The organism is Corallococcus sp. BB11-1, from assembly GCF_026626625.1.
GTDB classification, from domain to species: domain Bacteria; phylum Myxococcota; class Myxococcia; order Myxococcales; family Myxococcaceae; genus Corallococcus; species Corallococcus soli.
The window spans coordinates 353,306-379,365 of record NZ_JAPNJY010000035.1 but is presented as its reverse complement, the minus strand read 5'-3'; the positions used below and the strand labels follow the sequence as shown (position 1 = coordinate 379,365).

Below are 26,060 nucleotides of genomic sequence, written 5' to 3'. Positions count from 1 at the left end.
CGCGCCGGTCGGAAACTCGCCATGGACGCGGAGACAATGTAAGCTGACGTAGGAGGATGTGAATCATGGGTGTGTTGAAGTTCCTGGTCTGGACGGCATGCGCGGTGGGTCTGGGCGTCTTCCTGGCGCGGGGCAACGTGGATGGGCGCTCTCCCTTGGAGCACATGGAGCGCACCTGGAAGCGTTCGGTGAACCCTTCCGCGATGGACAAGCTGAAGGGTGGCTTCGAGGACGCGCTGGACGACGCGAAGCAGGTCGTGTCCCAGAAGTCCGCCAACGCCTCCCCGCCGCGCGAGCGCATCACCGCCGAGGACCGCGCGGCCATCAACGACATCATCGCCAAGAAGAAGTAGGCGACGAAGGAGGCGGCGCGGGCGTCACCCGACGGCCCCGCTGATCGCACTGCCGCCCCCTTCCGCCCGCCCGGGACCGTCCATACCTTGCGCCGGGGCGTTGGGGTGGACGGCGGTGGAGAGGCGGGCCCATGGGTTGGACGCAGTTCGGGGGCGTCATCAAGGTGGCGGTGTTGGCATGCGCGCTGGGAGCGACGGCGCGCGCCGAGGCTCGGGACAAGGGGCTCTGGTTGGAGGCCCGCAACCGCGCCGTGTCCCGTCAGCACTCCAACATCAGTGAAGTCGCCCGCAAGGCGATGCCGGCCGTGGTGTCCATCACCACGCGCCAGGACAGCGCCGACGTGCCCGAGGGCGAGGAGCCCCAGCGCGGCATCGGCTCCGGCTTCATCATCCACCCGGATGGCTACATCCTGACCAGCGCGCACGTGGTGGAGGGGGCCTCCGAGGTCACCGTCTCCGTGCGCAGCGCCAACGGCTACGTGGAGGAGTTCCCCGCGACGGTGGTGGGCGAGGACGAGCGCACCGACTGCGCGCTGCTCAAGGTGGACGCGCCCCGGAAGCTGCCGGTGCTGAAGCTGGCGTCCGCGTCACACGTGGGCATCGCGGACTGGGTGGTCGTCATCGGCAACCCGTTCGGCCTGGCGCACTCGGTGACGGTGGGCGTGGTGAGCTACCTGGGCCGCACGGACGTGACGCCCAACGGGCGCGACGGCGACTTCGACTACGTGCAGATCGACGCGTCCATCAACCCGGGCAACTCCGGCGGGCCGGTGTTGGACCTGCACGGCGACGTGGTGGCGGTGGCCAACGCCGTCAACGTGTCCGGCCAGGGCATCGGGTTCGCCATCCCCATCGACATCGCCAAGACGGTGATTCCGCAGCTCAAGGCCCACGGCCGCATGCGCCGCGGGTGGATTGGCATCAGCGTGCAGGACTTCTCCCCGGAGGTGGCCGCGGCGTTCAACCTGATGCCGCGCGGCCGGGGCGTCGTCGTCACCGACGTGGTGGAGGACGGCCCGGCCGCCCGCGCGGGCCTCCAGGCCGGCGACGTCATCCTCGACCTGGACCGCCGCTCCGTGGAGCGCGCCCACACCCTGCGCTGGCAGGTGGCCGCGCGGGGCGTGGGCAAGCACATCCGCCTCCAGGTGCGCCGCGTGGGCCGCCCCCTGACGGTGCGGGTGAAGCTGGACGCCCTGCCCTTCGCGGAGGCGGACGCTCCGCCGGCCACCCTGGCGTCCGGCGCCGCCCCGGGAGGACGCCCCGCCGGAGCGAAGTCCGTATTGGAGGAGCTCCTGTCCCCGGTGCCTCGCGCCAGCGCGGGGCAGGCGGCCGGACAGGCCACGGGCGGCTCCGGCGCCTCGGGAAGCGCGCCCGCCCCCTGACAGGCGGGGCCTCCAGGGCCCTCCCGGGCCGCCAGCCTCCTTGCGTTCCGCGAAATCGGGCGATACACCGTGCGCCTTCCATACTGCGGCGGGTCCACCCACGTGGCGCCGCGGGTTTTCGCGCATCGATTCGCAGGAGAGTCCGCACCATGGCCGAGGCCACCCAGACGAAGAAGTCCACCCATTGGCCGCGCACCGCCAAGGGCAACGGCAAGAAGGCGTGCACCGTGGAGGGCTGCAAGCGCCCCTACCGCGCCAAGAACTACTGCTTCTTCCACTACAAGCAGTGGCGCCAGGGCGACCTGCCGCACTCGCGCTACCGCGTGTGCTCCAAGCCCGAGTGCCGCATCAAGGTGCTCAAGGGCGGCCTGTGCGAGAAGCACTACGCCGAGACGTACAAGAAGGACGCGGCTTAAGTCGCCCGTCGTTCCCGCTTCACGTGGCGCCGGCCACCCCTCCCGCCCTCACTCGCGGGGGGTCCCCGGCGTCACCGCGCGGCCCAGGTGCTTGAAGGCGTTGAGCCACAGCTCCGCTTCCCGCTGGGTCAGCCGCGAACGCATCAACGTCTGCTCCAGCTCGTGCAGCACGTGGTCCGGCGCCTGCCGGTTCAGGAAGTCCGCCGCCAGCAGCGTCTCGCGCATGCGCTTGCTCAGCGCGCCCAGCGTCCCCAGCCGCGCCCCGGGCTCCTCCGCCGGCGGCCCCGAAGGCTCCACGCCCTGACGGTGGCAGAGGTACAGCAGCACCGACGCTGACTGCGCCAGGTTCATGGACGGCTGCACGTCCGACGTGGGGATGACGAGCACGTCCGCGCAATGCGTCAGGTCCTCGTCGGACAGGCCGCGCTGCTCGCCGCCGAACAGCAGCGCCACCCGGCCCCGCTTGCTCTCCTCCGCCAGCCGCCGCGCCGCCTCCTCCGGAGTCAGCGGGGACCGCCCCTCCACCTGGGTGCGCGAGGTGCTCCCCACCACGTACACGCAGTCCTTCACGGCCTCCGCCAGCGTAGGGGCGACAGTGAGGGCCTTCAGGACGTGGTCGCTTTTGACGGCCAGACGTTCCGCGGCCACGAAGTCCCGGGTGATGGGCTCGGAGAGGATGAGGCGTTGGAAATCGAAATTCGCCATGATCCTGCAGACCGCCCCGAGGTTGTCGGGTGAACGGGTCTGATGAAGGATGACAGTGAGTTCCGAACCAGGACGCATGCCCCCGAGTTTAGCTGGTGGTGCGTCAGGGTGATCGGTATATTCCCGCTGATGCGTCGCTGGGTCCCTGGCTTGCTTCTGTTGCTGTCGCTCCTCACCACCGCGTGCGGTGGCGCGGGCACGCCCGTGCGTCCGTCGCTGACGTCCCGGCAGGCGCTCACCAGCTCGCCCGAGGTCGTGGAGTTCGAGTCCCCGGCCGTCCGCTACGAGCTGTTCCGGGACATCGCCCGCCAGTCGGAGATGGAGGCCGGGCAGTCCGCGCAGGGCGTGGCGCTGTTCCCCATCATCCAGGGCAACGAGTTCGTCGCGGCGCCGGGCTTCGAGGCGCGCGCGGACCTGCTCCAGCCGCCGGATGCGGGCAGCGGCCTCCAGTTCGTCTTCGACGGCCGGGCCGCCGAGCGGTGGCCGGAGGATCGCCGGGAGAGCCTGCAGGGGCTGTCCGAGCGCGAGGCCGCGGAGCTGGTGGCGCGCACGCTGCTGGCGCTCTGGGACATCCACCCGGAGGGCGCGGTGCAGGTGGACCGGGCCGCCGGCGCGCCCTACGCGGTCGCCTACGTGGACGGCATCCTGCGGATCAACCCGGCGTTCCTCTATCTGGCGTCGGCCTACGGTCCCGCTTCCATGGCGGCGGGCCTCCAGTAGAGTCGCGCGCCTCATGAGCTGGCCCCGCTCCCGCCCCTTTCCGGCGGAGTGGCCGGGGCCGCGAGGCGCCTCCGACGTGAACACCTCCGCCCTCCACGCGCAGCTTCCCCACACGCTCCGGCAGACGGACCTGCCCAAGCTCGGCCAGCCCTACAAGGGCAAGGTCCGCGACACCTACCGGCGGGGCGACGAGCTCATCCTGGTGACGAGCGACCGGCTGTCCGCCTTCGACCACGTCCTCACCACCATTCCCTTCAAGGGCGAGGTGCTCAACCGGCTGGCGGCCTTCTGGTTCGAGCGCACGAAGCACATCTGCCCCAACCACGTCCTGGACGTGCCCGACGCGAACGTCACCGTGGCGCGCGCGTGCCAGCCGTTCTCCGTGGAAGTGGTGGTGCGCGGCTACCTCACCGGCAGCCTGTGGCGCGACTACGAGAAGGGCACGCACACGGCCTACGGGCTGCCGTTTCCGGACGGCATGCGCAAGGACAGCGCCTTCCCCGCGCCCATCCTCACGCCGTCCACCAAGGCCGAGTACGGCAAGCACGACGAGCCCATCTCCGAGAAGGAGATATTGGCGCGGGGCCTTGCCACGCCGCGCGACTGGGCCCGCATCACGGAGGCCGCGCGGGGCCTGTTCCAGGAGGGTCAGAAGTGGGCGCTGACGCGCGGCCTCATCCTCGTGGACACCAAGTACGAGTTCGGCAAGGTGGGCGACGAGCTCTACGTCATCGACGAGATGCACACCCCGGACTCCAGCCGCTACTGGGTGGCGGGCGAGTACGAGGCGCGCTTCGCCAGGGGCGAGGACCAGCGGATGCTGGACAAGGAGAACATCCGCCAGTGGCTCATCCGCGAGCGGAACTTCTCCGGCCACGGGGAGCTGCCCGCCATCCCCGACGACGTGCGCGTGGACCTGGCCACCAAGTACGTGGCCGCCTACGAGCGCATCACCGGCACGTCGCTCACGCTGACGCCCGGGGACGTGCACGCGCGCATCGAACAGAACCTGCGGGCGAAGGGCTACCTGTAGCCCCGTCGCCCGCCCGGTGAGGCCGCGCTAGCTGGCGCGGCCGAACACGCGCTGGAACACCGCGTCCATCTGGCGCGTGTGGTAGCCCGGGGAGAAGCAGTCAGAGATTTCCTCGGGCGTCATCATCTTGAGCAGGTCCGCGTCCGCGAGCAGCGCCTGCCGGAAGTCCACGCCCTCCTCGAACATCTTCATCGCGTTGCGCTGGACGACGACGTACGCGGCCTGCCGGTCCATGCCCTTGCGCGCCAGCTCCAGGAGCAGCCGCTGCGAGTTCACCACGCCGCCCAGCAGGTCCAGGTTCTTCCGCATCTGCTCCGGGTAGACGCGCATGTTCTCCACCAGCCCCGCGAAGCGGTGGAGCATGAAGTCCAGGAGCCCCGTGGCGTCCGGCCCGATGACGCGCTCCACGGACGAGTGGGAGATGTCCCGCTCGTGCCACAGCGCCACGTCCTCCATGGCGCTCACCGCGTAGCCGCGCAAGAGGCGCGCGAGGCCGGTGAGGTTCTCCGACAGGATGGGGTTGCGCTTGTGCGGCATCGCGCTGGAGCCCTTCTGGCCCGGCGTGAAGGCCTCCTCCACCTCACGCACCTCCGTGCGCTGGAGGTGGCGGATTTCGACGGCGAACTTCTCCAGGCTGGAGCCGACGAGCGCCAGCGCGGTGAAGAACTCCGCGTGCCGGTCGCGCTGCACCACCTGGCTGGAGGCGGGCGCGGGCTTCAGGCCCAGCTTCTGGCAGACGTGCTCCTCCACCGCGGGCGGCAGGTGCGCGAACGTGCCCACCGCGCCTGAAATCTTGCCCACCGCGATGCTGTCACGCGCGTGCTCCAGGCGCATGCGGCCCCGGCGCAGCTCGTCGTACCAGATGGCCAGCTTGTGGCCGAAGGTGATGGGCTCCGCGTGGATGCCGTGGCTGCGGCCCATCTGCAGCGTGTGCTTGTGCTCGAAGGCGCGCTTCTCCACCGCGGCCATCACGCGGTCCATGCCCTTGAGGATGAGGTCCACCGCGTCGCGCAGGGTGAGCCCCAGCGACGTGTCCAGCACGTCCGAGGACGTCATGCCCAGGTGCAGCCAGCGCGCGCTGGGCCCCACGCGCTCCTCCACGAACGTGAGGAAGGCGATGACGTCGTGCTTGGTGGTGCGCTCGATTTCGTCGATGCGCGCGGCGTCCTCGGCGGAGAAGTCCCCGGCGCGCTCCAGGCAGTCCACCAGCGCTTCCTTCGGGGCGAGTCCCTGCGCGACCATGCCCTCCAGCGCGGCGAGCTCCACGTCGCGCCAGCGGCGGTAGCGGGCGACGTCGGACCAGAGGGAGGCCATCTCCTGACGGCTGTATCGTGGAATCACTCGTAGACCTTCACGGCAAAGTCCCGGCGCGCCGCGAACCGGAGCACTTCCAGCGCGACGTCACAGGACGGACCTGACTTCTTCGCGGCGGTGAGGTTGAACGAGAGGTCCAGGCCTTCAGGCCGCGCCACCGCCAGCGCACCGGGATCGACCCTCTCGTGGATGATGCGGTTGGCCAGCCTCCCCGCCTGCTGCCCGAGCGCCAGCGGGGCCGGCGAGAGGGCGAGCGTCGCGCCCTCCTTCACCTGGCTGGCCGTGAGCGCCACCAGCGGGATGCGGCGTGCGGCACCAAAGGCGATGAGCGTCTGGACGACGGATGCGTTGCCCACGGTCTTGTCCGCAACCATCAGCAGGCCGTCCACCTTCCCGACCGCGCCCTCCAGTACCTCGCCCACGCGCTCCTGCGACTCCACGGCGAGCGGGACGATGGAGAGCCCCAGCCCGGCCCCCGCGGAGCGCGCCTGCGCCACCGCGCCCGCCGAGGAGCGCGGGTCGTGCAGGATGCCCACGCGCTTCGCCCCGGGCGCCAGGGCCTTGAGCGCGGCCAGCTCCGGCCCGAAGTCGCTGGTGAGCGCGATGCCGGTGACGTGCGGCGCCTCCAGGCCGTACTTCTCATGGTACGGCACCATCGCGAACAGCACCGGCACGTCCCCGCCCAGCGAGCGTCGCGCGGCGTTGGCGGCGAGCGGCCCCAGGGCCAGCACCAGCGCGGGCTTCTGCGCGGCCAGCGACTTGAAGACGCGCGCCGCCTCCGTGGGGCTCTCCTCCAGCGTCACCTCGGTGACGTCCGCGCGCGCCTCCGAATTGAAGCCGGCGAGGAAGGAGGCGTACGGCGCGAGGCTCGCGGACTTCACGGCGACGACGCGGGGCCGGGCCGGACTGCGCGCCGGGGCCTGCGCGAGGGCGACGGCGGGGAGCAGGAGCATCAGGAGCGGCAGGCCCCGGAGCAGGGTCATGGCAGCACGTTCGAGCAGCAGCGGAAGCCCAGGTCCGGGGCCTTCAGCTCCGGAGCGCCCTGCTTGCGCGCGGCGCACCGCGAGCTGTCGCTGGAGCCCGAGAAGGAGCCACCCTTGATGGTCATGTCGGTGCCGCCCTTCTTGAACTGGGTGTCGGTCCACTCCGCCGCGTTCCCCGACATGTCCGACGGCAGGAATTCGGAGTGGTGGCAGGCCGGGAAGGCACCGGAGTGCGCGAGCTTCCCTGAGGCACCCGTGCCGGCGTTGCAGGCCGTGGGGCTCTCCTCGCCGCGCGAGAAGCGCGCGCTGCCCGGGCCCTTGCAGGCCTTCTCCCACTCATCCTCCGAGCACAGCCGCTTCTCGGCGCCCTCGCAGAGGGACTTCGCGTCGAGCAGGCTCACGGAGACCCTCGGCAGGCGGCCCGGCGTGTTGGGGAACTCGAATTCGTCCACGCAGAACGAGCCCACCATGACGCTTTCGAGGGGCAGTTCGTCACTGGAGCCGGACGACACGCGGTCTTCCTTGGTGGAGCCCCGCTTGAAGGCGCCGCCGCTCACCAGCTTCATGCCGTCGGGACACCGCTCCGTCGCCATGAGGCCCCCCGAAACACCCTCGGAGGCGCTGGGCGTGGACGGCACGGGCGCGTTCTTCGCCTGCTGGGCCTGGCGGATGCGCAGCCAGAGGTAGCCGCCCCCGGCGCCCAGACCGATGCCCACCACCGCGAGGATCAACATCCACATCATCGAGCTGGGCCCCGAACGGGCCGGCTTCGCCTGCGTGGCGCGCGTGGAAGGCATCGTGTGCAGGCCGGAGACCGAAGGAGGCAGTCTGCGCGACGAGCCACGAACCCCGGACGTCTCGGGCGAGGGTTCAGCCTTGCGGGCTCCCGTGCGTCCGCCAGAGGAAGCCTCGGCCTGCGCGCTGGAAGCGCGGGCCGCCCCCTGCGCCGCGGAGGCACGCGAACCGCGAGGAGGAGCGGCGTCCGCACCGCGAGCCTTCGCCGCGCCGCGTGCGTTGCGACCGCCCCGGCTCGACGAACGGGAATCGGAGGACTCGTCGTCGTCGACGCTCCGTCCGCCCTGACGTCCGTCGCTTCCAGATGCCTCCGCGCCGCGACCCGACCGCGCATCCTGGCCGGAGTCCGTTCCTCGACCACCGGAGGAGGCCTCACCGCGACCACCGGAGCGCGCATCCTGGCCGGAGTCCGTTCCACGCCCGCCGGACGACGCCTCACCACCGCGACCACTGGAGCCGCCTGAAGAGGCCTCACCACCGCGACCCGACCGCCCATCCTGACCGGAGTCCGTGCCTCGGCCGCCCTGCCGCGCATCACCGGACGAGGCCTCACCGCCGCGCCGTGACTCCACGCCGGCATCGCTGCCGCGGCCCGTCTGGCGTCCATCGCCCGCGGCGGCCCCTTCCGCGCTCCGGTTCCCCGGCCTGCCGTCCGCCCCGGACTCGGCGGAGCGGGACGCCGCGCGGGGATCCGCCGGGAACGACGGCTCCTCCGCCTTCGCGAAGATGCGCATCACCGGCTCGGCGGCCTTCGCGGACGACGGCCGCGCTTCGGAAGCCGCCGCGCCGTCACCCGCGCGAGCCGCACGGGGCTCCTGCTGGGTCGCGGCCTCCGGGGACTGTCCCAGCAGCCGCGGATCCTGCGACGCGTCCGCGCCACGTCCGCCTCGTCCCGAGGGACGCTCCGCCACGGCGCGCATCTCCTGCTGCGTCGACGCATCCGACACCGAGCGCGCCTCGGGGCCGGTGATGTAGTCGAGCGCCTTCGCGTTCGACCCCAGGATGGCCGCCAGCGTCGCGGCATCCAGCGGCTGGGTCGCATCCGGCGGGGGCGCGTCCTCCACCGGGATGGGCGCGGCCGGCGTGGGCGCCGTCGCGATGGGGAGCATGCCGGTGGGCACCGGCGGCAGCGGCTTGTTCGCCGCCCGCGCGGCCACCGCAGCCGGGGGAAGCGCGCCCGTGGGCGGCACCGCGCGCTGCCGGGACGCGGCGGCCGGGTGACGCTGGACCAGCGCCACGAACTCCGCGTGCAGGTCCCCGCCCGACTTGGGCCGCGCCAGCGGGTTCTGGTTGAGCGCGCGCCGGTAGAGCGACTCGAAGGCGGGCGGGAGGTCCGGGTGCCGCACCGTCACCTCGGGCACGCCGCCGTCCTCCGGCAGCAGGCCCGTGACCATCTCCCCCATCAACACGCCCAGCGAGTACACGTCCATGCGCGCGTCCAGCTCCGCGCCATTCACGTACTCGGGCGCGATGTACGCCGCCGCGCGGTGCCCTCGCTGCGCCTGCACGAAGGGCAGGTGCGGCACCGCGAGCCCCAGTCCGTAGTCCGTCACCTTCAGCAGGTCCGGCAGGACGAAGACGTTCTCCGGCTTCAGGTTCGAGTGCGGCCCAAAGCGGTGCGCCCCGTCCAGCGCCGCCGCCATCTGCGCGAGCAGCGGCTCCACTTCCTTCAGCGAGAACAACTGCCCCTTCGACGCGCGCTGCTCCATCATCCGGCGCAGCGTGATGCCCTCCAGCATCTGCATCGCGAACCAGGGCCGGTCCCCGTCGACGCCCTCCTCGTACACGCGCACCAGGTTGGGGTGGTTGAGCTTCTTGCCCACCCGCATGGACAGCGCGAACTGCGTGCGCTCCTCCGGCTGCTGCACCAGCCGGGGCTGGATGACCTTCAGCGCCACCTCCACGTCGATGGACTGGTCCTGCGCGCGGAAGACGAACCCCAGCGGCCCGGACCCCACCACCTCCTGGATGGCGTAGCGGTTGGCGACGACGTCGCCCGGCTTGTAGGGCGCGCCCTCCGTGCCCCGCTTGCGCGCCGCCCCCGCCGCCTGACGCGCGGCCGCGTCGAACTTCTGGCCACACGTGGCACAGGTTTCACTCGTGTCGGGGACATGGCTGCCGCAGCGATAGCAGAGCAAAGCAGTGAAACTCCGGAACGAGGTCGCGGGGGGAGCGACCTCCCGGCGGACGGCCGGGGGCCCCATTCTGCCCGCTCCGGCGCCATTGAGGAATGACGTTGCGCGCCGGGTGTCAGCGGCCGGTGGACCCGAAACCTCCGTCACCCCGGGAAGTCCCCTCCAACAGGTCCACCTCATGGAGCGCCGCCAGGGTGACGGGGGCCACCACCAGCTGGGCCACCCGGTCCCCCCGACGCAGCGTGAAGGGCGCACTGGACAGGTTGATGAGCAGCACCTGGACCTCCCCCCGGTAGTCCGCGTCCACCGTCCCAGGGGAGTTGAGGCACGTCACCCCGTGGCGCAGCGCCAGTCCGGAGCGGGGCCGCACCTGGCCCTCGAAGCCAGGGGGCAGCGCGAACGCCAGGCCCGTGGGCACCGCCATCCGCTCCAGGGGCTGGAGCACCCGCTCCCCGTCGATGTCCGCCCGCAGGTCCATGCCGGCGGCCTGCTCCGTCTCATAGCGGGGCAGGGGCAGCGGGTCCGGATGCGAGCGCACCCGGCGCACGGCGACGGTCAGCGTGGAGGCCATGCGCCCACGCCCTAGCACGCGCCCCCTGCTCTCTTCCACCCGACGTCACGGGTCCCCCGCCCACACCCGGGGGTGTAGCCCTCAGAGGTCGGTCGCGCCCTCCGCCACGCGCAGGGCGGTGCGAAAGCTGAAGGGATCCACGGGCCGCGCGGCCAGCTCCAACTGGTAGTGCAGGTGCGGCCCGGTGGAGCGGCCGGTGTTGCCGGACAGGGCGATGGCCTGCCCCTTCTCCACGCGCGCGCCGGCCTTCACCAGCAGCTCCGAGTTGTGGCAGTACGCCGTCGTCACGCCCCGCCCGTGGTCCAGCACCAGCACGCGGCCGTTCACCGAGTCCTCGCTCGCGCGGCGCACCACCCCGGGCGCCACCGCGGACACCGTCGTGCCCGTGCGCACCGCCAGGTCCACGCCCGTGTGCATCCGGCGCGTGCGCAGCGTCGGGTGGACGCGGTAGCCGAAGGGGCTCGTCACGTGGGCGCTCTCCGACACGGGCCACCCGAGCATCAGCGCCGTCGACAGCGCCAGCGCCTGCGCCGCCCCCACGGACGCGCCGTCGAAGCCCGGGGGAAGCTGCTTCGCCAGCCGCTCCAGCGTGGGCGCCCCACCCCCTTCCGCGTCCACGCGCTCCAGCGCGAAGCGCGCGGGCACCCGCCCCGCGAACACCGCCGTCAGCCGCGCCTCCTCCGACGGGAAGTCCCCCGCCAGCGAGTCCAGCAGGCGCCGCGTCGCCGCGAGCCCCCGGGCCGGATCCAACAGCGTCTCCGGCGCGATGCCCGCCTCACGCGCCAGCGCCAGCGCGGGCTCGCGCGCCTTGGGCTCCAGGGACTTGAGCGCCGAGTGCGTCCCCCACGCCAGGGCCTCCGCGCTCGTGGGCACCCGCGTGAGCATGGACGGGGGCAGCGCGCCCGGCGTGGGCACCGACGTGCCGCTCACCCCGTCGTAGTACGCCAGCAGCGGCCGGGCCGTGGTGCGCGTGTTGAAGGCCCAGGCCGCCGTGCGCCGCAGCAGCGCGCCCGCGGGCGTGTGGTGGTACGCGCACCACACGCACAGCAGCGCGAAGGTGAAGTCCAGCAGTCCCCGGGCGCGTCGAGCGAACATGGCGGGGCCTCAGCGCAGGAAGGACAGCACCGGAGACGCGTCCCACACCGCGGCCAGCCCCAGGGGCGCCACCAGCACGCAGCCCAGCAGTCCGCGCGTCCACGCCCGCCGGGGGCCCACCGCCTCACAGGCCGCGTCCGCGTGCTGGAGGTTGCGCAGCACCGCGCGCCACCCCAGGGACACGCCCACGCCCACCAGCGCCGCCACCGCCAACCCCCGAGCGGACAGGTCCGCCACGGTGTCTCCGAACAACGGGCGCCACGACAGGTACACCGTGCCCTGGACCAGCCGCGCCAGCGTGCACGCGCCCGCCAGCACCACGCCCGCCGTGGCCAGGGGCCGCACCCACCGCATGGGCGTGGGCCGCCGCACGCAGCGCCGCAGCAGCACGCGCCACGAAGCGGGCCCCGGAGTCTCCGGGTCCGACGCCTCCAGCATCGCGCGCCAGGCCTCCACCGGCCGGCGGGCCTCCACCTCGCGGTAGCCCAGCGCGGGCAGCGCCAGGAGCAGGTCCGCCGCCAGCTCCCACGCCAACGCCAGGGCCCGCGCCAGTTGGGTGCGCCGCTCCAGGGACACCCAGTCCACCAGGGACGCCGTCGCCGGGTAGCGGCCCACGAAGGCGTCAAAGGCCGAGTCCAGCCGGTCCACCGCCGTGAGCAGCCGGTCATCCAGCGTGTCCGCCGCCGCGTGCACGCCCACCGCCACCAGCGCCACCAGGCCCAGCGGCATGAACGCCCAGCGGAACGCGCCCAGGAACCGGGAGACGTCCGTGAGGAAGCCGCTCGAGGCTTCGGGTGGGCTGGACGGATGGGACGGCATGCACGGCCTCCAGGGCCACTCCCATCAACGCGGGAACCCCTCTGGAGGGTTTAAACCACGGGCCCCCGCAACGAAAACGCCCCGCCCCTTCGCCCGGAGGCGAAGAGAACGGGGCGACCGGGTGGGGCCCTCCACGAAGGCGGCCGCTCTTTCACGAAGAGCGGCCGTCGCGCGAAGGCCCCAGCCTGAATCAGGCCTTCGCGTCGGGCGTGGGCGCCGTGGGGGCCGCGGCCGGAGGAGGCGTCTGCGCGGCGGTGCGCTCGGCCATGGCCTCCTTGCGGGACAGGCGGATCTTGCCCGTCTTGTCGATGCTGACGACCTTCACCAGCACCTCGTCACCCTCGCTCAGCACGTCCGACACCGCCTTGACGCGCTTGTCGGACAGCTCGGAGATGTGGATGAGGCCGTCGGTGCCCGGGAACAGCTCCACGAAGGCGCCGAACTCGGCGATCTTCCGCACCGTGCCGGTGTAGATCTTCCCGATCTCCGCCTCACGCGTGAGCGCCTGGATCATCGCGATGGCGGCCTTCACGGCCTCGCCGTTCGCGCTCGCGATGTCCACGCGGCCCGTGTCCTCGATGTTGATGGCCGCGCCCGTGCGCGCGATGATGTCCTTGATCACCTTGCCGCCCGGCCCGATGACGTTCTTGATGAACTCGGGGCGGATCTGGATGGTGGTGATGCGCGGCGCGAACTGGCTGATCTCCTTGCGGGGAGCGTCCAGCGTCTTCGCCATCTCCGCCAGGATGTGCACGCGGCCCTGACGCGCCTGCTCCAGCGCGCGGCTCATGATCTCCGTGGTGAGGCCGGTGATCTTGATGTCCATCTGGATGGACGTGATGCCCTTGGACGTGCCGCAGACCTTGAAGTCCATGTCGCCCAGGTGATCCTCGTCACCGAGGATGTCGGAGAGGATGGCGATCTTCTCTCCCTCCTTCACGAGGCCCATGGCGATGCCGGCCACCGGCGCCTTGATGGGGACGCCCGCGTCCATCAGCGCCAGCGTGCCACCGCACACGGAGGCCATGGACGAGGAGCCGTTGGACTCCAGGATCTCCGACACCAGCCGCACCGTGTACGGGAAGTTCTCCCCCGCCGGCAGCATGTTGCGCAGCGCGCGCTCCGCCAGCGCGCCGTGGCCAATCTCACGACGACCGGGGCCGCGCAGGGGCTTGGTCTCGTTCACGCTGAAGGGCGGGAAGTTGTAGTGCAGCAGGAAGCGCTTGAAGGCCTGGCCGCTCAGCAGCTCCAGCCGCTGCTCGTCCTCGCTGGTGCCCAGCGTGGCCACCACGAGCGCCTGCGTCTCGCCACGGGTGAACACCGCGCTGCCGTGCGCGCGGGGCAGCACGCCCACTTCGTTGGTGATGGTGCGCACCACGTCGTGGCCACGGTCGCCGATGCGGCCACCGTTCACGGTGAGCTCACGCATGTGGTCGTACTTCAGGTCCTCGATGACCTGCTTGGCGTGCTTCTCCACCACGGGCGTGAACTCCGCGCCCATCTTCTCCTTGAGAGCCGCCACGGCCGCCTTCTTGGCCTTGGAGAGCGCCTCGTAGCGCGCGCCCTTCTCCTTGATGGCGTAGCCGGCCTTGACGCCGTCCATGGCCAGGGCGCGCACCTGGGCGCGCAGCCCCTCGTCGATGGCGGCCGGCTTGTCGTAGGAGCGCACCTGCTTCTTCAGCTCCGCGCGCATCTCGTCCTGGAGGTCCAGGGCGGGCTTGGCCGCGGCGCGACCGAACTCCAGCGCGGCCACCATGTCCGGCTCGCTGACCTCCTCCGCGCCGCCCTCCACCATCACGATGGCCTCGCGGCTCACCGCCATGACGAGGTCCAGGTCGCTCTGCTCACGCTGCTTCGCGGTGGGGTTGGCGACGAACTGGCCACCCACGCGGCCCACGCGAACGCCCGCGATGGGGCCGTTGAACGGGATGTCCGACACCCACAGCGCCGCGGAGGCGCCGGTGAGGCCGTGGATGTCGCCCTCGTTGTCCGGGTCCGAGGAGATGACGCTGATGATGACCTGCGTCTCGTACGCGTAGCCTTCCGGGAACAGCGGACGGCAGGAGCGGTCGATGAGACGGCTCGTCAGCGTCTCCTTCTCCGTCAGCCGGCCCTCACGCTTGAAGAAGCTGCCGGGGATGCGGCCCGCCGAGTACAGCTTCTCCTGGTACTCCACCGTGAGGGGCAGGAAGTCGATGTCCTTCTTCTCCCGCGCGCTCACCGCGGTGACGAGCAGCATGGTGTCGCCGTAGCGGACCACCACGGAGCCGTCGGCCTGCTTGGCCAGACGGCCCGTCTCGATGCTCAGCTCGCTCTCACCAATCTTGACGCTCTTCTTCAACATGTCGTGTGGCCTCTGTGCCTGCTTCGCGTGCGAAGACCCGCGTCAGCCACGGCCGGCCCGCATGAGCGGGGCCGGGCCGCCCGAACAGGGGCCCTCTGGGGAATGAGCGGTCGCCAGGGCCTTGAAGCAGGCACGTGCCAGACCACCGCTGCCTGTACTGCGGAAATGGGCTCCGTTGCGGAGCGCCGGAGGGATGACTCGGACCTCTTGATCCCTGATCACACCCGCCCACCCGTTGCTTCAGGTCGGCCGGTCTGAACGGAAACCAAAAGAGCCCGTCTCCATCACTCCCTTGCCCGCCACCTCACCCACGCCCGCGCTTCTTTGAACACTTCCAACAACCCACCGCCTGGAGCGTGAATCCCCAGGCGATGGAAAAAACGGTGCCGCGCAAACGCGCGGGGCGCTGGTGACTGCCAGCGCCCCGGGTGCTTGTGAGTGCCTACTTGCGGATGCCGAGGCTCTCAATGAGCTTCTTGTAGCGCGCCACGTCCTTGGACTTGAGGTAGTCCAGCAGACGGCGGCGCTGACCGACCAGCTTCAGCAGACCGCGCCGGGAGTGGTGGTCCTTCTTGTGGGTCTTGAAGTGCTCGGTGAGCATGTTGATGCGCTCGGACAGCAGCGCAACCTGCACCTCGGGGGAGCCCGTGTCGGACTCGTGGGTGCGGAACTTCGAGACCAGCTCGCTCTTGCGATCCTGATGCAGCGACATGGGGCTTCTTCCTGAATCCCACTCCGGGGTGACTGCTCGCGCCGCCAGGGTCCGTGGAGGGGTACAGACCCGGTCATTGTTCTTCTAACGAGCGGGCCGCTTATAAGCTTCACCCCCCGTAGGGTCAACCTTCGCCGCCTGCCCGTCCGCCCCTCGGGGGACGCGACAGTGCGAAGACGTACAACCGGCAGCCGGTGGGAAGTCCCACCTCCCCGGTCGCCAGCTCCCGCGCCGACGCCGCGTCCAGGGCCACATGCAGGTACAGGCCACCGGGCTCACCGCCATCCCCCGCGAGCAGGGCGCGCGTGCGCGGGTACAGCCGCAGCAGCGCCTCCACCACGTCGCCGATGCCCGCCGCTGCCGGCACGCCCAGCGTCAGCTCACGCCGGCCGTCGAAGGCGCCTCGCAGGCCCGGCGCGACGCTCACGGAGATGTCATGCGAGCGGGTGGCCACTCAGGCGAAGACCCGCAGGTAGCGCAGCCGCCCGCCCACCACCTCGGCCATGGCGAGCAGCGCGCCGCCCGGGCCCAGCACCCGCACCTTGCCCGGCTGGGGCGCGACCTCCACGGGGACGCCGTGCGACACCCGCTTCGCCTCCTCCGCGCTCACGCGCACGGAGGGCAGCTCCGTCAGCGCCTCGCCCAGCGACACCAGGCGCCCGGCTACTGCCTCCCGCGACAGCGACGCCAGCTCTCCCAGGGGCAGCGCGCGCGCCAGCGTGAAGGGCCCGCTCGCGGTGCGCCGCAGGGCCTCCAGGTGCGCCCCGCAGCCCAGCGCGCGGCCCAGGTCATACGCGAGCGTGCGCACGTAGAAGCCCTTCGAGCAGCGCACCGACAGCGTCAGCCGGTCCGCGGAGAAGTCGCGCAGCACCAGCTCATGCACCGTCACGGTGCGGCTGGCGCGCTCCACCTCTTCGCCCGCGCGCGCCAGTTCATACAGGCGCTTGCCGGCGATCTTCACCGCCGAATACATGGGCGGCACCTGTTCGAAGGTGCCCCGGAAGGGCGCGAGCGCCGCCTCCAGGATGGCGGCCGTCAGCGGCGGCACCGGGGCCTCCGAGGTCGGCTTGCCCTGGGCGTCCTGGGTGTCCGTCTCCACGCCCAGCCGCACCACGGCGTCGTACGCCTTGTCGCCTTCGGTGATGTAGCCCGCCACCTTGGTGGCTTCGCCCAGGCACACCGGCAGCACGCCGGTGGCCATGGGGTCGAGCGTGCCCGTGTGGCCCGCCTTCTTCACCTTCAGCAGGCTGCGCACCTGACGGACCACGTCGAACGACGTGGGACCGAGCGGCTTGTCGATGACGAGGACGCCGTCCATGACCTGGGTTCTACCAACCTTCCTTGCCGCGCACCTCGCGCAGGAGGCGGTCGATCTTGTCGCCCTCGCCCACGGAGGCGTCGAAGGCGAAGAAGACCTCCGGCGACACGCGCAGCTTCACGGCGGACGTCACCTCGCGGCGCACGAAGCCCTTGGCCGCGTCCAGCCCCTCCTGGGTGGCCTTCTTCTCCTCTTCGGTGCCGAGCATCGAATAGAAGACCTTCGCCACGCGCAGGTCGGGCGACACCTTCACGCCGGTGATGGTGATGAAGCCGATGCGCGGGTCGCGCAGCTCCCCCCGCGTCAGCAGGGCGCCAATGGCCGCCTGGATTTCCTGCCCCACGCGCTCGGGTCGTGAATGCGTCGTCATTTCTTCTCCCAATCTCGCGGGTTGCGCAGCGCGCGGGCCCGGGCCCGCGCGTCGTCCAGCGACAGATTTCCACCTTCGGCGGCCGGCCGGGAAGTCCCCGGGGCCGCGCCTTCGTGCCGCTGCTCCCAGGAGCCCAGCCCCTCGGCCTCCGCCAGCGAACGGTCGCTGCGCAGGAAGCGGGCAATGGCCGCCTCCGAGTGCGCGTGCGCATCCTCGGGCGAAAGCCCCGCTTCGGCGTCCAGGTCCGGCTCCGGCACCTTGGCCGGGGCCCGGAACATCCCCGCGCCCTGGTCCGGGTAGAGCCGGTCTCCGAAGCCCAGGATCTCCGTCTCCCGGGCCATCAGCGGCGCGACATACATCTCTTCAATGAAGTGGATGATCTTCTCCAGCTGCTCATCCACGTGGCGGCGGTCGTTGCCCACCACCGCCAACGCCACCGAAGCCTTCTGCCAGAGGTCCTGGTCATCCACTTCGGCGACGGCCACGTTGAAGCGAGCCTTCACCCGCTCCGTCACCCGGCGGAGCACCTGTCGCTTGGACTTCAGCGAGGCGCTCTCCGGAATCTGGAGGGTCAGGCGTGCGACACCCACGAACATGATGGTCCCCCAGGCCGGCGGAAACGCAGCGCATCAACCGCGTGCGTCCACCGCCGGCACATCGTCATTCCCCCGGAGAAGGTGGGGCCTTCCCGGGGGTCCGTCGAGTGTGTACCGCGGGGCTCAGGAGAGGCTCTGACGCGTCTCCTCGATCTCGTAGGCCTCGATGATGTCGCCGGCCTTGAGGTCGTTGAAGTTCTCGATGCCGATACCGCACTCGAAGCCCTGCGCGACCTCCTTGACGTCGTCCTTGAAGCGACGGAGCGACGCCATCTTGCCGGAGAAGAGCTGCTTGTTCTCGCGCATGAGGCGCACGAACGAGCCGCGCTTGATGACGCCGTCCAGGACGGCCGCACCGGCGATGGTGCCCAGCTTGGGCACGTTGAAGGTGTTGCGCACTTCCGCACGGCCCAGCTTGCGCTCGGTGCGGATGGGCTCCAGGAGGTTCTCCATCTCCAGGCGAACGCCGTCGATGAGCTCGTAGATGATGGAGTAGCTCTGAAGCGAGACCTGCTGGACCTTGGCCGCGGCCTCGGCACCGGACTCCGGCTTCACGTTGAAGGCGAGCACGACGCCCTTGGAAGCAGCGGCGCGCATGACGTCCGTCTCGGTGACAGCGCCCACGCCCGCGTCGATGATGACCACCCGCACCTTGTGCGTGGTGAGCTTCTCCACCGCCTGGCGCACCGCCTCCGCCGAGCCCTGCACGTCCGCCTTGATGACGACGCGCAGCTCCTTGGGACCGCCGCCCGCCTTCGTCTTGGCGAACAGCTGCTCCAGGGACTCGCGGCTGACCTTGCCGAGTTCCTGTTGACGCTCCTTCATGCCGCGGTGGTCGGCGATCTGCTTGGCCGCCTTCTCGTCCGCCACCACGTTGATGGCATCACCCGCGGTGGGCACGCCGGACAGACCGATGACCTCCGCGCAGTAGCCCGGCTTCACTTCCTTCACGGACTCGCCACGGCTGTTGTTCATGGCGCGGACGCGGCCGTAGTGCGTGCCGGTGACGATGGCGTCGCCCAGCTTGAGCGTGCCCTCCTGCACCAGCACCGTGGCCACGGGACCGCGGCCACGATCCAGCTTGGCTTCCACGATGGCGCCCACGGACGGACGGGTGGGGTTGGCCGTCAGCTCCAACACCTCCGCCTGCAGCGCCAGGTTCTCCAGGAGGAGGTCCAGGTTCTGCTTCGTCTTCGCGGAGACGGGCACCATGATGGTGTCGCCGCCCCACTCTTCCGGGACCAGTTCGTGGCTGGCCAGGTCCTTCTTCACGCGGTCCAGGTTCGCGCCCGGCACGTCCACCTTGTTGATGGCGACGACGATGGGCACTTCGGCCTGCTTGGCGTGCTTGATGGCCTCGATGGTCTGGGGCATCACGCCGTCGTCCGCGGCCACCACGAGCACCACGATGTCCGTCACGTTGGCGCCACGGGCGCGCATGGACGTGAAGGCTTCGTGGCCCGGCGTGTCCAGGAACGTGACGTCGCCGCGCGCCGTCGTGACGCTGTACGCGCCGATGTGCTGGGTGATGCCGCCCGCCTCGCCCGCGGCCACGCTGGCCTGGCGGATGGCGTCGAGCAGGGACGTCTTGCCGTGGTCGACGTGGCCCATGATGGTGATGACCGGCGGACGGGGACGCTCGTCCTCCACCTTGGTCGCGACCTCCGGCAGGTAGTCCTCCACCTCGAAGCCCACGCGCTCCACCTTCCAGTGGTAGTCGGTGGCGATGAGCTCCGCGGTGTCCGCGTCCAGGATGGAGTTCGCGGTGGACATCTTCTGCATGGCCATCAGCTTCTTGATGAGCTCCGTGGTGCGCACACCCATGCGCTGGCCCAGGTCGGACACGCTGATGCCCTCCTGGAGCTTGATGACCTTCTTGTCCTCGGCCATCTGGGTGATCTGCGTCTTGGCGCCCTTCTTGGTCGGCTTGCGCTTCTTGCCGCGGATCGGAATCGCGATCCGGCCCCAGACCATGTCGGACAGTTCCTGCTTCGACACGGTGGTCGTCTCAGGGCCTCCCGTGCGCTTGCGCTGGCCACGCTCCTTGCTCTTGGAGACGTCCACCAGCTCACGGCCGCGACCCAGGTGATCCGGGACGACCTTGTACTCGCGCTTCTCGGTGCCGAGCGCCGTGCGGCCCGGGGCCATGGGGTACTGCTTGGCCTGGGTCGTGGTCGGCGTGACGCGGCGGACCTGGATGAGCGGGCGCGAGATGACCACGGCCTGGGTGGCCGTGGGGCGCGCCTGGGCGCCCGGCGTGGGCGCGACCTGGGCGTGCGGCACGCCGCCCACCATGATCGTCGGACCGCTGGGCTGCACGGGGGCCCCCGCGGCGCCCGGAGGCGGCGAGGACGGACGCACCGGACCCGTCTGGCCCGGACGCGCCTGCATGGGCGCTCCCGGACGGCTCTGCATGGGCGGCCCACCCGGGCGACCCTGCATGGGCGCGCCAGGACGGCTGCCAGGCCCCCCCGGCCCTCCGGGACGACCGCCAGGTCCACCGGGGCCTCCGGGGCGACTGCCCGGGGGGCCACCAGGGCGCCCACCCGTCGAGCCCGGGCGCTGCACGTAACCGGGACCGCGGGAGATGACCGTCGCGGACGTCGACGTAGAAGGCGTCCGTGCGGTGGGCGGAACCGGCGAGCGCGTAGGGGGGTTGGGCAAGTGGGTGCTCTCCTGAGCAGGGGTGCGCGGTGTCGCCGGAGCCTGGGTCGGCGCGGCGGCCCGCGGCGTCTCCACCACGGCCGCGGTCGGCGGAGTGGAAGGCGGCGTCACGGGCGGGGTTGCGGAAACGGACGGCGTCGCCGGGGTCTCGGGGGCGGACGGCGCCTCCGGAGCGGCGGGGGTGGCGGCGGTCTCGGGGGACGCGGCCGTCACGGCGGGCGCCTCCGGAGCGACGTTCGCCTGGGGGGCCTGCTCCACGGCGTCGGGAGCGGTCTCCACGGCGGGGGCCTGGTAGGCCTCCGGCTGCTCGGACGAAGCGGACTGCTCGTACGAGGTGTCGGGGTTGTCGTACCCCTGGTCGTTCGACTGGGCGTAGCTGTCCTGGGCCTCCGTGTTGGAGGCACCCGCGGGCGGACCCACCCGACGGCGCACCACGAACCCCTTGGCGGCGACGGGCGCGGCGGCCTGCTTCGGCTTGCGCTTGTCCAGGATCTTCTGGACCGCGGCGGTGGCCTGGTCGTCATCCAGCGAGGACGAGTGGCTCTTGACGTCGTAACCCAGCCCGGCGAGCTCGGTCACGACCTCCTTGTTGTCGAGCTCAATCCCGTGGCTCTTGAGCTCCTTGGCGATTTCGTGAACGCGCTTCTTCGACATACCTTGATTGGCCTTCTGCTCCGCCAGCGACGAGGCCGAGCACCCTAGTCCAAAGCCGAAATTGTGTGCGAGTGGTGCTTAACAGCCGCCCCCCCGCAACCTCTCCACCCACCCGCCCTCACTCCCAAGCCTGTCCGAGCTGCGACGGGTCAACCTGCCCCGCCTTGCCTCGGAAGGCCCTGCCCAGCGCCTTACGCTTGAGCGCTGCCGTCAAACAACCGGCACCGCACAGGTACGCCCCCCGCCCCGGCAGCCTTCGCTGCCTGTCCGCCACCACGCCGCCCTGGGGACCTACCACGAACCGGGTGAGTTCCGCCTGTGCCTTGCGCGAACCGCACCCGACGCAGGTCCTGACCGGACCTGACGTCGTGATTTCAATCGGATGTGTCCCAGGCCGTTTCGTTGCGCGGCGCATCTCCCCGTCCCCCTCCAGCTTACGGTGCCTTGGCCGCTTCCGCGCCCTCCGAGCCGCCGGCCGACGCCAGCAGGCTCCTCTCCGCGTTCAGTTCCGCGCGGAGCTTGGCCTCTTCCACAAGGTAGTTCTCCGCGGCGCTCTTGAGCTGGCGGGCCTTCTTGATGCCCACCCCTGGCACGTCACCCAGGCGGGTGAGGTCCTTCTCGTTCGCGATGTCCTCCACCGTGCGGTAGCCGGCGAGGATGAGCTGCTCGATGGTCTTCTCGCCAACGCCGCGCACGCGCGCCATGCGCTCCGGCTGGGACAGCTCGTCCGGGTGGCGGCGGGCCTCGGCCAGGCGGGCCTGCTCGCGCTCGTGGTCCATGCGCGACAGCTCCTGCTGGTCCTCCACCATGCGCTTGCGCGCCTCCTCCTGCATGGAGGGAATGCGGGCGGGGTCGATGCCGGGGATCTGCGCCAGCATCTCCGCGTTCGCGTCCGCCACGTCCCTCGCCTGCCGGAAGCCGTGGGCGTAGAGCGTCTCCACCAGCATCTCGTTGACGCCCGGCAGCGCGCCCAGCGAGCGGCTCGCGAACTCGCGCATCTCCCGCACGCGGCTCTCGCTGTTGATGTCCAGCTTCCAGCCGGTCAGCTGGGCGGCCAGGCGCACGTTCTGCCCGCGCCGACCGATGGCGAGCGACAGCTGGTCGTCCGGGACGATGAGCTCCATGGCGTGGTTCGCCTCGTCGATGATGACGCGGCTGACCTCCGCGGGGGCCAGGGCCGAGCACACGAAGCGGGCCGGATCCTCGTCGTAGGGGACGATGTCGATCTTCTCCCCGCGAAGCTCCTGCACCACCGCCTGCACGCGGCTGCCCTTCATGCCGACGCACGCGCCCACCGGGTCCACGTCCGAGTCACGGCTGGACACGGCGATCTTCGCGCGGCCACCGGGCTCGCGGGCCGCCGCCTCGATGACGACGATGCCTTCGGCGATCTCCGGCACCTCCATCTCGAAGAGCTTGGTGAGCAGGTTCACGGACGCGCGCGACAGGACGATCTGCGGGCCCTTGGACTCGCGCAGCACGTCCAGCACGTAGGCCTGGACGCGGTCGCCCGGGCGGTAGGTCTCACGCGGGACCTGCTCGCGCACGGGCAGCACGGCTTCCGCGCGGCCCAGGTCCACCACGATGTTGCCGCGCTCGAACCGGCGGGCGATGCCGGTGACGATCTCGTTCTTGCGGTCGCGGTACTCGTTGAAGACGTTCTCGCGCTCGGCGTCCCGCGTGCGCTGCAGGATGACCTGCTTGGCCGTCTGGGCCGCGATGCGGCCGAAGCCGCGGCGGAAGGTCTTCAGCCGGAGGATGTCCCCGTACTGGTCGTCCTGGGCCTTGGCCTCCGCAGCGTCCTCGTCACGGTAGAAGATCTGGAAGACGAGCTCGTCGTCGGCTTCCACTTCCATGCCCTTCTTGTGGGCCTCTTCCATGGCGATCTGGTTGACCGCCTGGATGGGGTCGACGATCTGGTCGACGACGGTGATGGCCTGGAACAGCTCCACCACGCCCTTGTCCGGGTCGTACTTGGCCTCGAGGTTGCGTTCCTGGCCAAAGTGCTTCTTGGCCGCGGTCTTCATCGCGTCCTCGAGGGTCGCGATGAGCACAGCCCGCTCGATGCCCTTGTCCTTGGCGACCTGGTCCAGAACGAGGTTGAGGTTGACGGCCGGGTTGGCTGGGGTTGCCATGACGTTCTCCTAAAATGGGTCCACGGGCGGCCCTGGCGCGATCAGGGTCCCCTGTATGTCGACGACTAGAACTCGAACTCCAGATTGGCCTTGGCGATGTCCTTGAAGGGGATGCGGAAGTTGCCGCCCCCTTCCACGTCCACGGAAATGGCGTCGGCCGCCACGTCGGTGAGCGTTCCGGCGAAGTTCTTTCGCGGAGGATCGCCCAACGGACCGAAGGTCTTCACCTTGACCTTCTGTCCCTTCACCCGCTCGAAGTGCACCGGCTTCTTCAACGGCCGGTTCACGCCGGGGCTGGAAACCTCCAGGCTGTATTCCTGGGGGATGAAGTCCTCCACGTCGAGCACCGGATCCACGGCGCGCGACACCTGGGAGCACTCCTCCAGACCCACCCGGCCACCTGGCTTGTCGATGAACAACCGCAACACCCAGCCCTCACGCTCGCGGACGTACTCCAGGTCCACCAGCTCCAGGCCTTCGTTCGCCACGATGGGGTCGAGCAGCGTCGCCGCCTGTTCCTCCACCGTCTGTTTGATGTTCTTCGACTCCATACCGGGATGCAGGTCTCCAAAAACGCGAAAAGCGGGCACGGCGGCCCACTTTTCGATGTCGTGCGTCGAAAAATGTCGGGGCGTCCGTAACACACGCCCCCTCGGGGTGTAAAGGAAGGACACACCCCGAGGCTCCTGGTCAACGCAGCCCTGGAACGAAGGATTCCCAGGGGTTCGCGTGCTGGAGCGACGCTATAAAGGCCGCCATGCACCTCATCGCCGCCGCCCAGATGGTGTCCACCGCGGACAAGGGCCACAACCTGGACGTGGCTGCCCGCCTCGTGCGCCAGGCCGCCGGACTGGGAGCCCGCCTGGTGGGCCTGCCGGAGAACTTCTCCTGGATGGGTCCCGAGCCCGAACGGGCCAGCGCCGCCGAGGCGCTGGACGGCCCCACCCTGAGCCGGATGGCGGACCTGGCCCGGGAGACGAAGCTCACCCTGCTGTCCGGCTCCATCCTGGAAGAGGGCGCGCCCGGCGGCCGGCTCTACAACACCAGCGTCCTGTTCGGCCCGGACGGCGCGCGGCTGGCCGTCTACCGGAAGATGCACCTGTTCGACGTGGATGTGGGTGATGGTGCCACCTACCAGGAGTCCGCGGCGGTGGCGCCGGGGACGGAGGTGGTGGCGGCGGACACGGCGGTGGGCCGGCTGGGGCTGAGCGTCTGCTACGACCTGCGATTCCCGGAGCTGTACCGGCGGCTGTCGAAGGACGGGGCGACGCTGCTGGCGGTGCCGGCGGCGTTCACGATGATGACGGGCAAGGACCACTGGGAGGTCCTGCTGCGCGCCCGGGCGATTGAAAACCAGGCGTACGTGCTGGCGCCGGCCCAGGGCGGGCGGCACTCCGCCCAGCGGCTGACGTACGGGCACGCGATGGTGGTGGACCCCTGGGGTCTGGTCACGGCGCGGGCCTCCGAGGGAGAGGGGCTGGCGGTGGCGCCGGTGGACCCGGAGCTGCAGGCGCGCATCCGACGCAACCTGCCGTGTCTGGAGCACCGGCGGCTGGACTAGCCGGGTCGCGATGCCCTGGGGGGTGTCCCCTTCCCGGGCCGCTTTGCGGTTAGACTCCCGTTCCACGGAAGACCCACTGGTGAACGGACGACGCTGGCCTCCCTTGTTGCTCGCGGTCGCGCTCGCGGCCCTCCCCTTCGGCTGCACCGCCGATGAGAAGCCGCGTGGGCCCACCGAAGCGCCGCTGCCTCCGCCCGTGCCCCGCGCGCACCTGCGGGGCCTGAAGGGAGACGTGCAGATCAAACGCGCGATCGCGGACGAGTGGAGCGCCGCGAGGGACGAGCTTCCGCTGTACGAGAACGACAAGGTGCGCACCGAGTCCGGGGCCAGTGCCCAGGTGGTGTTCGCCAACGGCAGCATGGTGCACCTGGGGGGCGATTCCCTGGTGGGAATCGCGGAGAGCAAGCTGCGCACGGATGTCACCGTCCTTCGGGGACGGGTGGACGCCACGCTGGAGAAGCCGGCCACGCAGTCCTTGTCCGTCACCACGCCATCCGCCACGGTTCGTGCTGGCAGGAAGATCGAGTTCCAATGAAGGCCGCCCTCTGGCTCAGCGCGTGGATGGGGCTGTCCGTGGTGCCGTCCACCCCGACGGTGGTGGGACGCGAGGCCCCAGAGGCCACCGCCCTCCGGGGCAGCGGCGGTTCAGGGGCCACGCCGAAGGCGCCCAGCGCGGTGCCGCAGACGGCGCGCAAGGCGCTGGAGATGTCGCGCGCGGCGGTGAAGGCCGCCCCGGACGACGCCCGGCGCCGCGAGGCCGAGGACCGGCTGAAGGACGCCGAGGCGCACTTCCAGCAGGCGCGCTACGCGGACGCGCTGCACAAGGCGGACGAGGCCTGGGCGCTGCTCAACCCGCCCCAGCCCTCCCTCTTCACCGTGGAGGTGGGCCACGACGGCGGCACCACCACCGTCACCCACCGCCAGGGGCCGCCCGTCACCGTGGAGGCGCAGCACGCCACCCGCGTCCTGGCCAGCGGCGAGTCCGTGCGGGTGCAGCAGGGCACCGTCCTGCCGGAGCCGCCCCCCGCGCCCCAGCCGGTGCAGCCCACGGACAAGTACCGCTTCACGCTGAAGCCGTCGCCCGGGGGGCTGCTGGGCCCGGTGACGCTGTCGTGGGCCGCGGTGGAGGGCGCCACGCGGTACGAGGTGGAGGTCATCCCGGAGGCGGTGGAGTCGGGCCCCCTGCCCTCGCCCGTGCGCGAGGTGCTGGGCGCCCGGCAGTGGGCGCTGCCCGCGCTGCCCGCCGGCCGCTACCGCTGGACGGTGACGGCGGTGAGTCCGGGACAGGGCCGGTCCGTGCCCTCGCCGGCGCGGCGCTTCGAGCTGGCCGCGGACGCGCTCGAACTCAACATCAAGGTGAAGGACGGCTGGCAGAAGTAGCCGGC

The 26,060-nt window shown here is 71.0% G+C and carries 25 protein-coding genes; 8 read left to right on the top strand and 17 right to left on the bottom strand.

Translation table 11 applies throughout. From position 1 onward, the window contains the following. Positions 1-65: 65 nt before the first annotated feature. The 3 genes from OV207_RS30830 to OV207_RS30820 all read left to right on the top strand — a co-directional run bounded on the left by OV207_RS30830 (position 66) and on the right by OV207_RS30820 (position 2,151). On the top strand, positions 66-353 hold the full coding sequence (locus OV207_RS30830; protein ID WP_193430857.1) for a hypothetical protein: 288 nt from the start codon (positions 66-68) through the stop codon (positions 351-353). A gap of 131 nt (positions 354-484) precedes the next feature. Then, on the top strand, positions 485-1,735 hold the full coding sequence (locus OV207_RS30825; RefSeq protein ID WP_267558582.1) for a S1C family serine protease: 1,251 nt from the start codon (positions 485-487) through the stop codon (positions 1,733-1,735). Between the two features lie 149 nt (positions 1,736-1,884). Beyond that, on the top strand, positions 1,885-2,151 hold the full coding sequence (locus OV207_RS30820) for a vegetative protein (RefSeq protein WP_193430859.1): 267 nt from the start codon (positions 1,885-1,887) through the stop codon (positions 2,149-2,151). Between the two features lie 48 nt (positions 2,152-2,199). On the opposite strand, the gene OV207_RS30815 is transcribed toward OV207_RS30820, so the two are convergent. Then, complete coding sequence (locus tag OV207_RS30815) at positions 2,200-2,934, bottom strand: RNA methyltransferase (protein ID WP_267558581.1); 735 nt, start codon at positions 2,932-2,934, stop codon at positions 2,200-2,202. Positions 2,935-3,006: 72 nt separating this feature from the next. Here OV207_RS30815 and OV207_RS30810 point away from each other — a divergent pair, with 72 nt between their 5' ends. Both OV207_RS30810 and OV207_RS30805 read left to right on the top strand, forming a co-directional pair. Next, positions 3,007-3,576 (top strand): hypothetical protein, encoded by a 570-nt coding sequence (locus tag OV207_RS30810; RefSeq protein ID WP_267558580.1) that lies wholly within the window; start codon positions 3,007-3,009, stop codon positions 3,574-3,576. Positions 3,577-3,652: 76 nt separating this feature from the next. Continuing rightward, positions 3,653-4,609, top strand: a complete 957-nt coding sequence (locus OV207_RS30805) for a phosphoribosylaminoimidazolesuccinocarboxamide synthase (protein ID WP_267558579.1) — start codon at positions 3,653-3,655, stop codon at positions 4,607-4,609. A gap of 27 nt (positions 4,610-4,636) precedes the next feature. Here OV207_RS30805 and purB read toward each other — a convergent pair whose 3' ends face one another. The 16 genes from purB to rimP form a co-directional block, all read right to left on the bottom strand. Beyond that, positions 4,637-5,950 (bottom strand): adenylosuccinate lyase, encoded by a 1,314-nt coding sequence (gene purB / locus OV207_RS30800; protein ID WP_267558578.1) that lies wholly within the window; start codon positions 5,948-5,950, stop codon positions 4,637-4,639. After that, the gene (locus OV207_RS30795; RefSeq protein WP_193430863.1) at positions 5,947-6,906 is read right to left on the bottom strand and encodes an ABC transporter substrate-binding protein; all 960 of its coding nucleotides are present in this window, start codon (positions 6,904-6,906) and stop codon (positions 5,947-5,949) included. The genes purB and OV207_RS30795 overlap by 4 nt, the downstream gene beginning before the upstream one ends. Beyond that, the gene (locus OV207_RS30790) at positions 6,903-9,839 is read right to left on the bottom strand and encodes a protein kinase domain-containing protein (RefSeq protein ID WP_267558577.1); all 2,937 of its coding nucleotides are present in this window, start codon (positions 9,837-9,839) and stop codon (positions 6,903-6,905) included. Before OV207_RS30790 ends, OV207_RS30795 begins: the two co-directional genes overlap by 4 nt. Positions 9,840-9,951: 112 nt before the next feature. Continuing rightward, entirely contained in the window at positions 9,952-10,407 is a 456-nt protein-coding gene (gene dut / locus OV207_RS30785) for a dUTP diphosphatase (protein WP_267558576.1), read from the bottom strand. An 81-nt stretch (positions 10,408-10,488) separates the two neighbouring features. Further along, the gene (locus OV207_RS30780) at positions 10,489-11,502 is read right to left on the bottom strand and encodes a M23 family metallopeptidase (RefSeq protein WP_267558575.1); all 1,014 of its coding nucleotides are present in this window, start codon (positions 11,500-11,502) and stop codon (positions 10,489-10,491) included. Positions 11,503-11,511: 9 nt separating this feature from the next. Beyond that, entirely contained in the window at positions 11,512-12,321 is an 810-nt protein-coding gene (locus OV207_RS30775) for a hypothetical protein (RefSeq protein WP_267558574.1), read from the bottom strand. A 190-nt stretch (positions 12,322-12,511) separates the two neighbouring features. Then, on the bottom strand, positions 12,512-14,665 hold the full coding sequence (pnp, locus tag OV207_RS30770) for a polyribonucleotide nucleotidyltransferase (RefSeq protein WP_193430868.1): 2,154 nt from the start codon (positions 14,663-14,665) through the stop codon (positions 12,512-12,514). Positions 14,666-15,107: 442 nt separating this feature from the next. Further along, complete coding sequence (gene rpsO / locus OV207_RS30765; protein ID WP_120536218.1) at positions 15,108-15,377, bottom strand: 30S ribosomal protein S15; 270 nt, start codon at positions 15,375-15,377, stop codon at positions 15,108-15,110. 124 nt (positions 15,378-15,501) lie between these two features. After that, positions 15,502-15,804, bottom strand: coding sequence for a hypothetical protein (locus OV207_RS30760; protein WP_267558573.1), 303 nt, complete (start codon positions 15,802-15,804; stop codon positions 15,502-15,504). A 27-nt stretch (positions 15,805-15,831) separates the two neighbouring features. Continuing rightward, complete coding sequence (gene truB, locus OV207_RS30755) at positions 15,832-16,695, bottom strand: tRNA pseudouridine(55) synthase TruB (RefSeq protein WP_267558572.1); 864 nt, start codon at positions 16,693-16,695, stop codon at positions 15,832-15,834. Positions 16,696-16,705: 10 nt separating this feature from the next. After that, complete coding sequence (gene rbfA / locus OV207_RS30750) at positions 16,706-17,065, bottom strand: 30S ribosome-binding factor RbfA (protein WP_193430871.1); 360 nt, start codon at positions 17,063-17,065, stop codon at positions 16,706-16,708. After that, on the bottom strand, positions 17,062-17,661 hold the full coding sequence (locus OV207_RS30745; protein WP_193430872.1) for a DUF503 domain-containing protein: 600 nt from the start codon (positions 17,659-17,661) through the stop codon (positions 17,062-17,064). The genes rbfA and OV207_RS30745 overlap by 4 nt, the downstream gene beginning before the upstream one ends. Before the next feature lie 123 nt (positions 17,662-17,784). Continuing rightward, positions 17,785-20,979 (bottom strand): translation initiation factor IF-2, encoded by a 3,195-nt coding sequence (gene infB, locus OV207_RS30740; protein WP_267558571.1) that lies wholly within the window; start codon positions 20,977-20,979, stop codon positions 17,785-17,787. A gap of 118 nt (positions 20,980-21,097) precedes the next feature. Further along, the gene (locus tag OV207_RS30735; RefSeq protein ID WP_267558570.1) at positions 21,098-21,394 is read right to left on the bottom strand and encodes a YlxR family protein; all 297 of its coding nucleotides are present in this window, start codon (positions 21,392-21,394) and stop codon (positions 21,098-21,100) included. Between the two features lie 19 nt (positions 21,395-21,413). Then, on the bottom strand, positions 21,414-23,114 hold the full coding sequence (nusA, locus tag OV207_RS30730; protein WP_193430875.1) for a transcription termination factor NusA: 1,701 nt from the start codon (positions 23,112-23,114) through the stop codon (positions 21,414-21,416). 65 nt (positions 23,115-23,179) lie between these two features. Beyond that, positions 23,180-23,665 (bottom strand): ribosome maturation factor RimP, encoded by a 486-nt coding sequence (rimP, locus tag OV207_RS30725; protein ID WP_120648407.1) that lies wholly within the window; start codon positions 23,663-23,665, stop codon positions 23,180-23,182. A gap of 206 nt (positions 23,666-23,871) precedes the next feature. Here rimP and OV207_RS30720 point away from each other — a divergent pair, with 206 nt between their 5' ends. From OV207_RS30720 to OV207_RS30710, 3 genes are all read left to right on the top strand, one after another. After that, positions 23,872-24,675: a carbon-nitrogen hydrolase family protein gene (locus OV207_RS30720; RefSeq protein ID WP_267558569.1), complete on the top strand. Its 804-nt coding sequence runs from the start codon at positions 23,872-23,874 to the stop codon at positions 24,673-24,675. Positions 24,676-24,754: 79 nt separating this feature from the next. Next, on the top strand, positions 24,755-25,210 hold the full coding sequence (locus OV207_RS30715; RefSeq protein ID WP_193430877.1) for a FecR family protein: 456 nt from the start codon (positions 24,755-24,757) through the stop codon (positions 25,208-25,210). Beyond that, positions 25,207-26,055: a peptidoglycan-binding protein LysM gene (locus tag OV207_RS30710; protein WP_267558568.1), complete on the top strand. Its 849-nt coding sequence runs from the start codon at positions 25,207-25,209 to the stop codon at positions 26,053-26,055. The genes OV207_RS30715 and OV207_RS30710 overlap by 4 nt, the downstream gene beginning before the upstream one ends. Positions 26,056-26,060 lie beyond the last annotated feature (5 nt).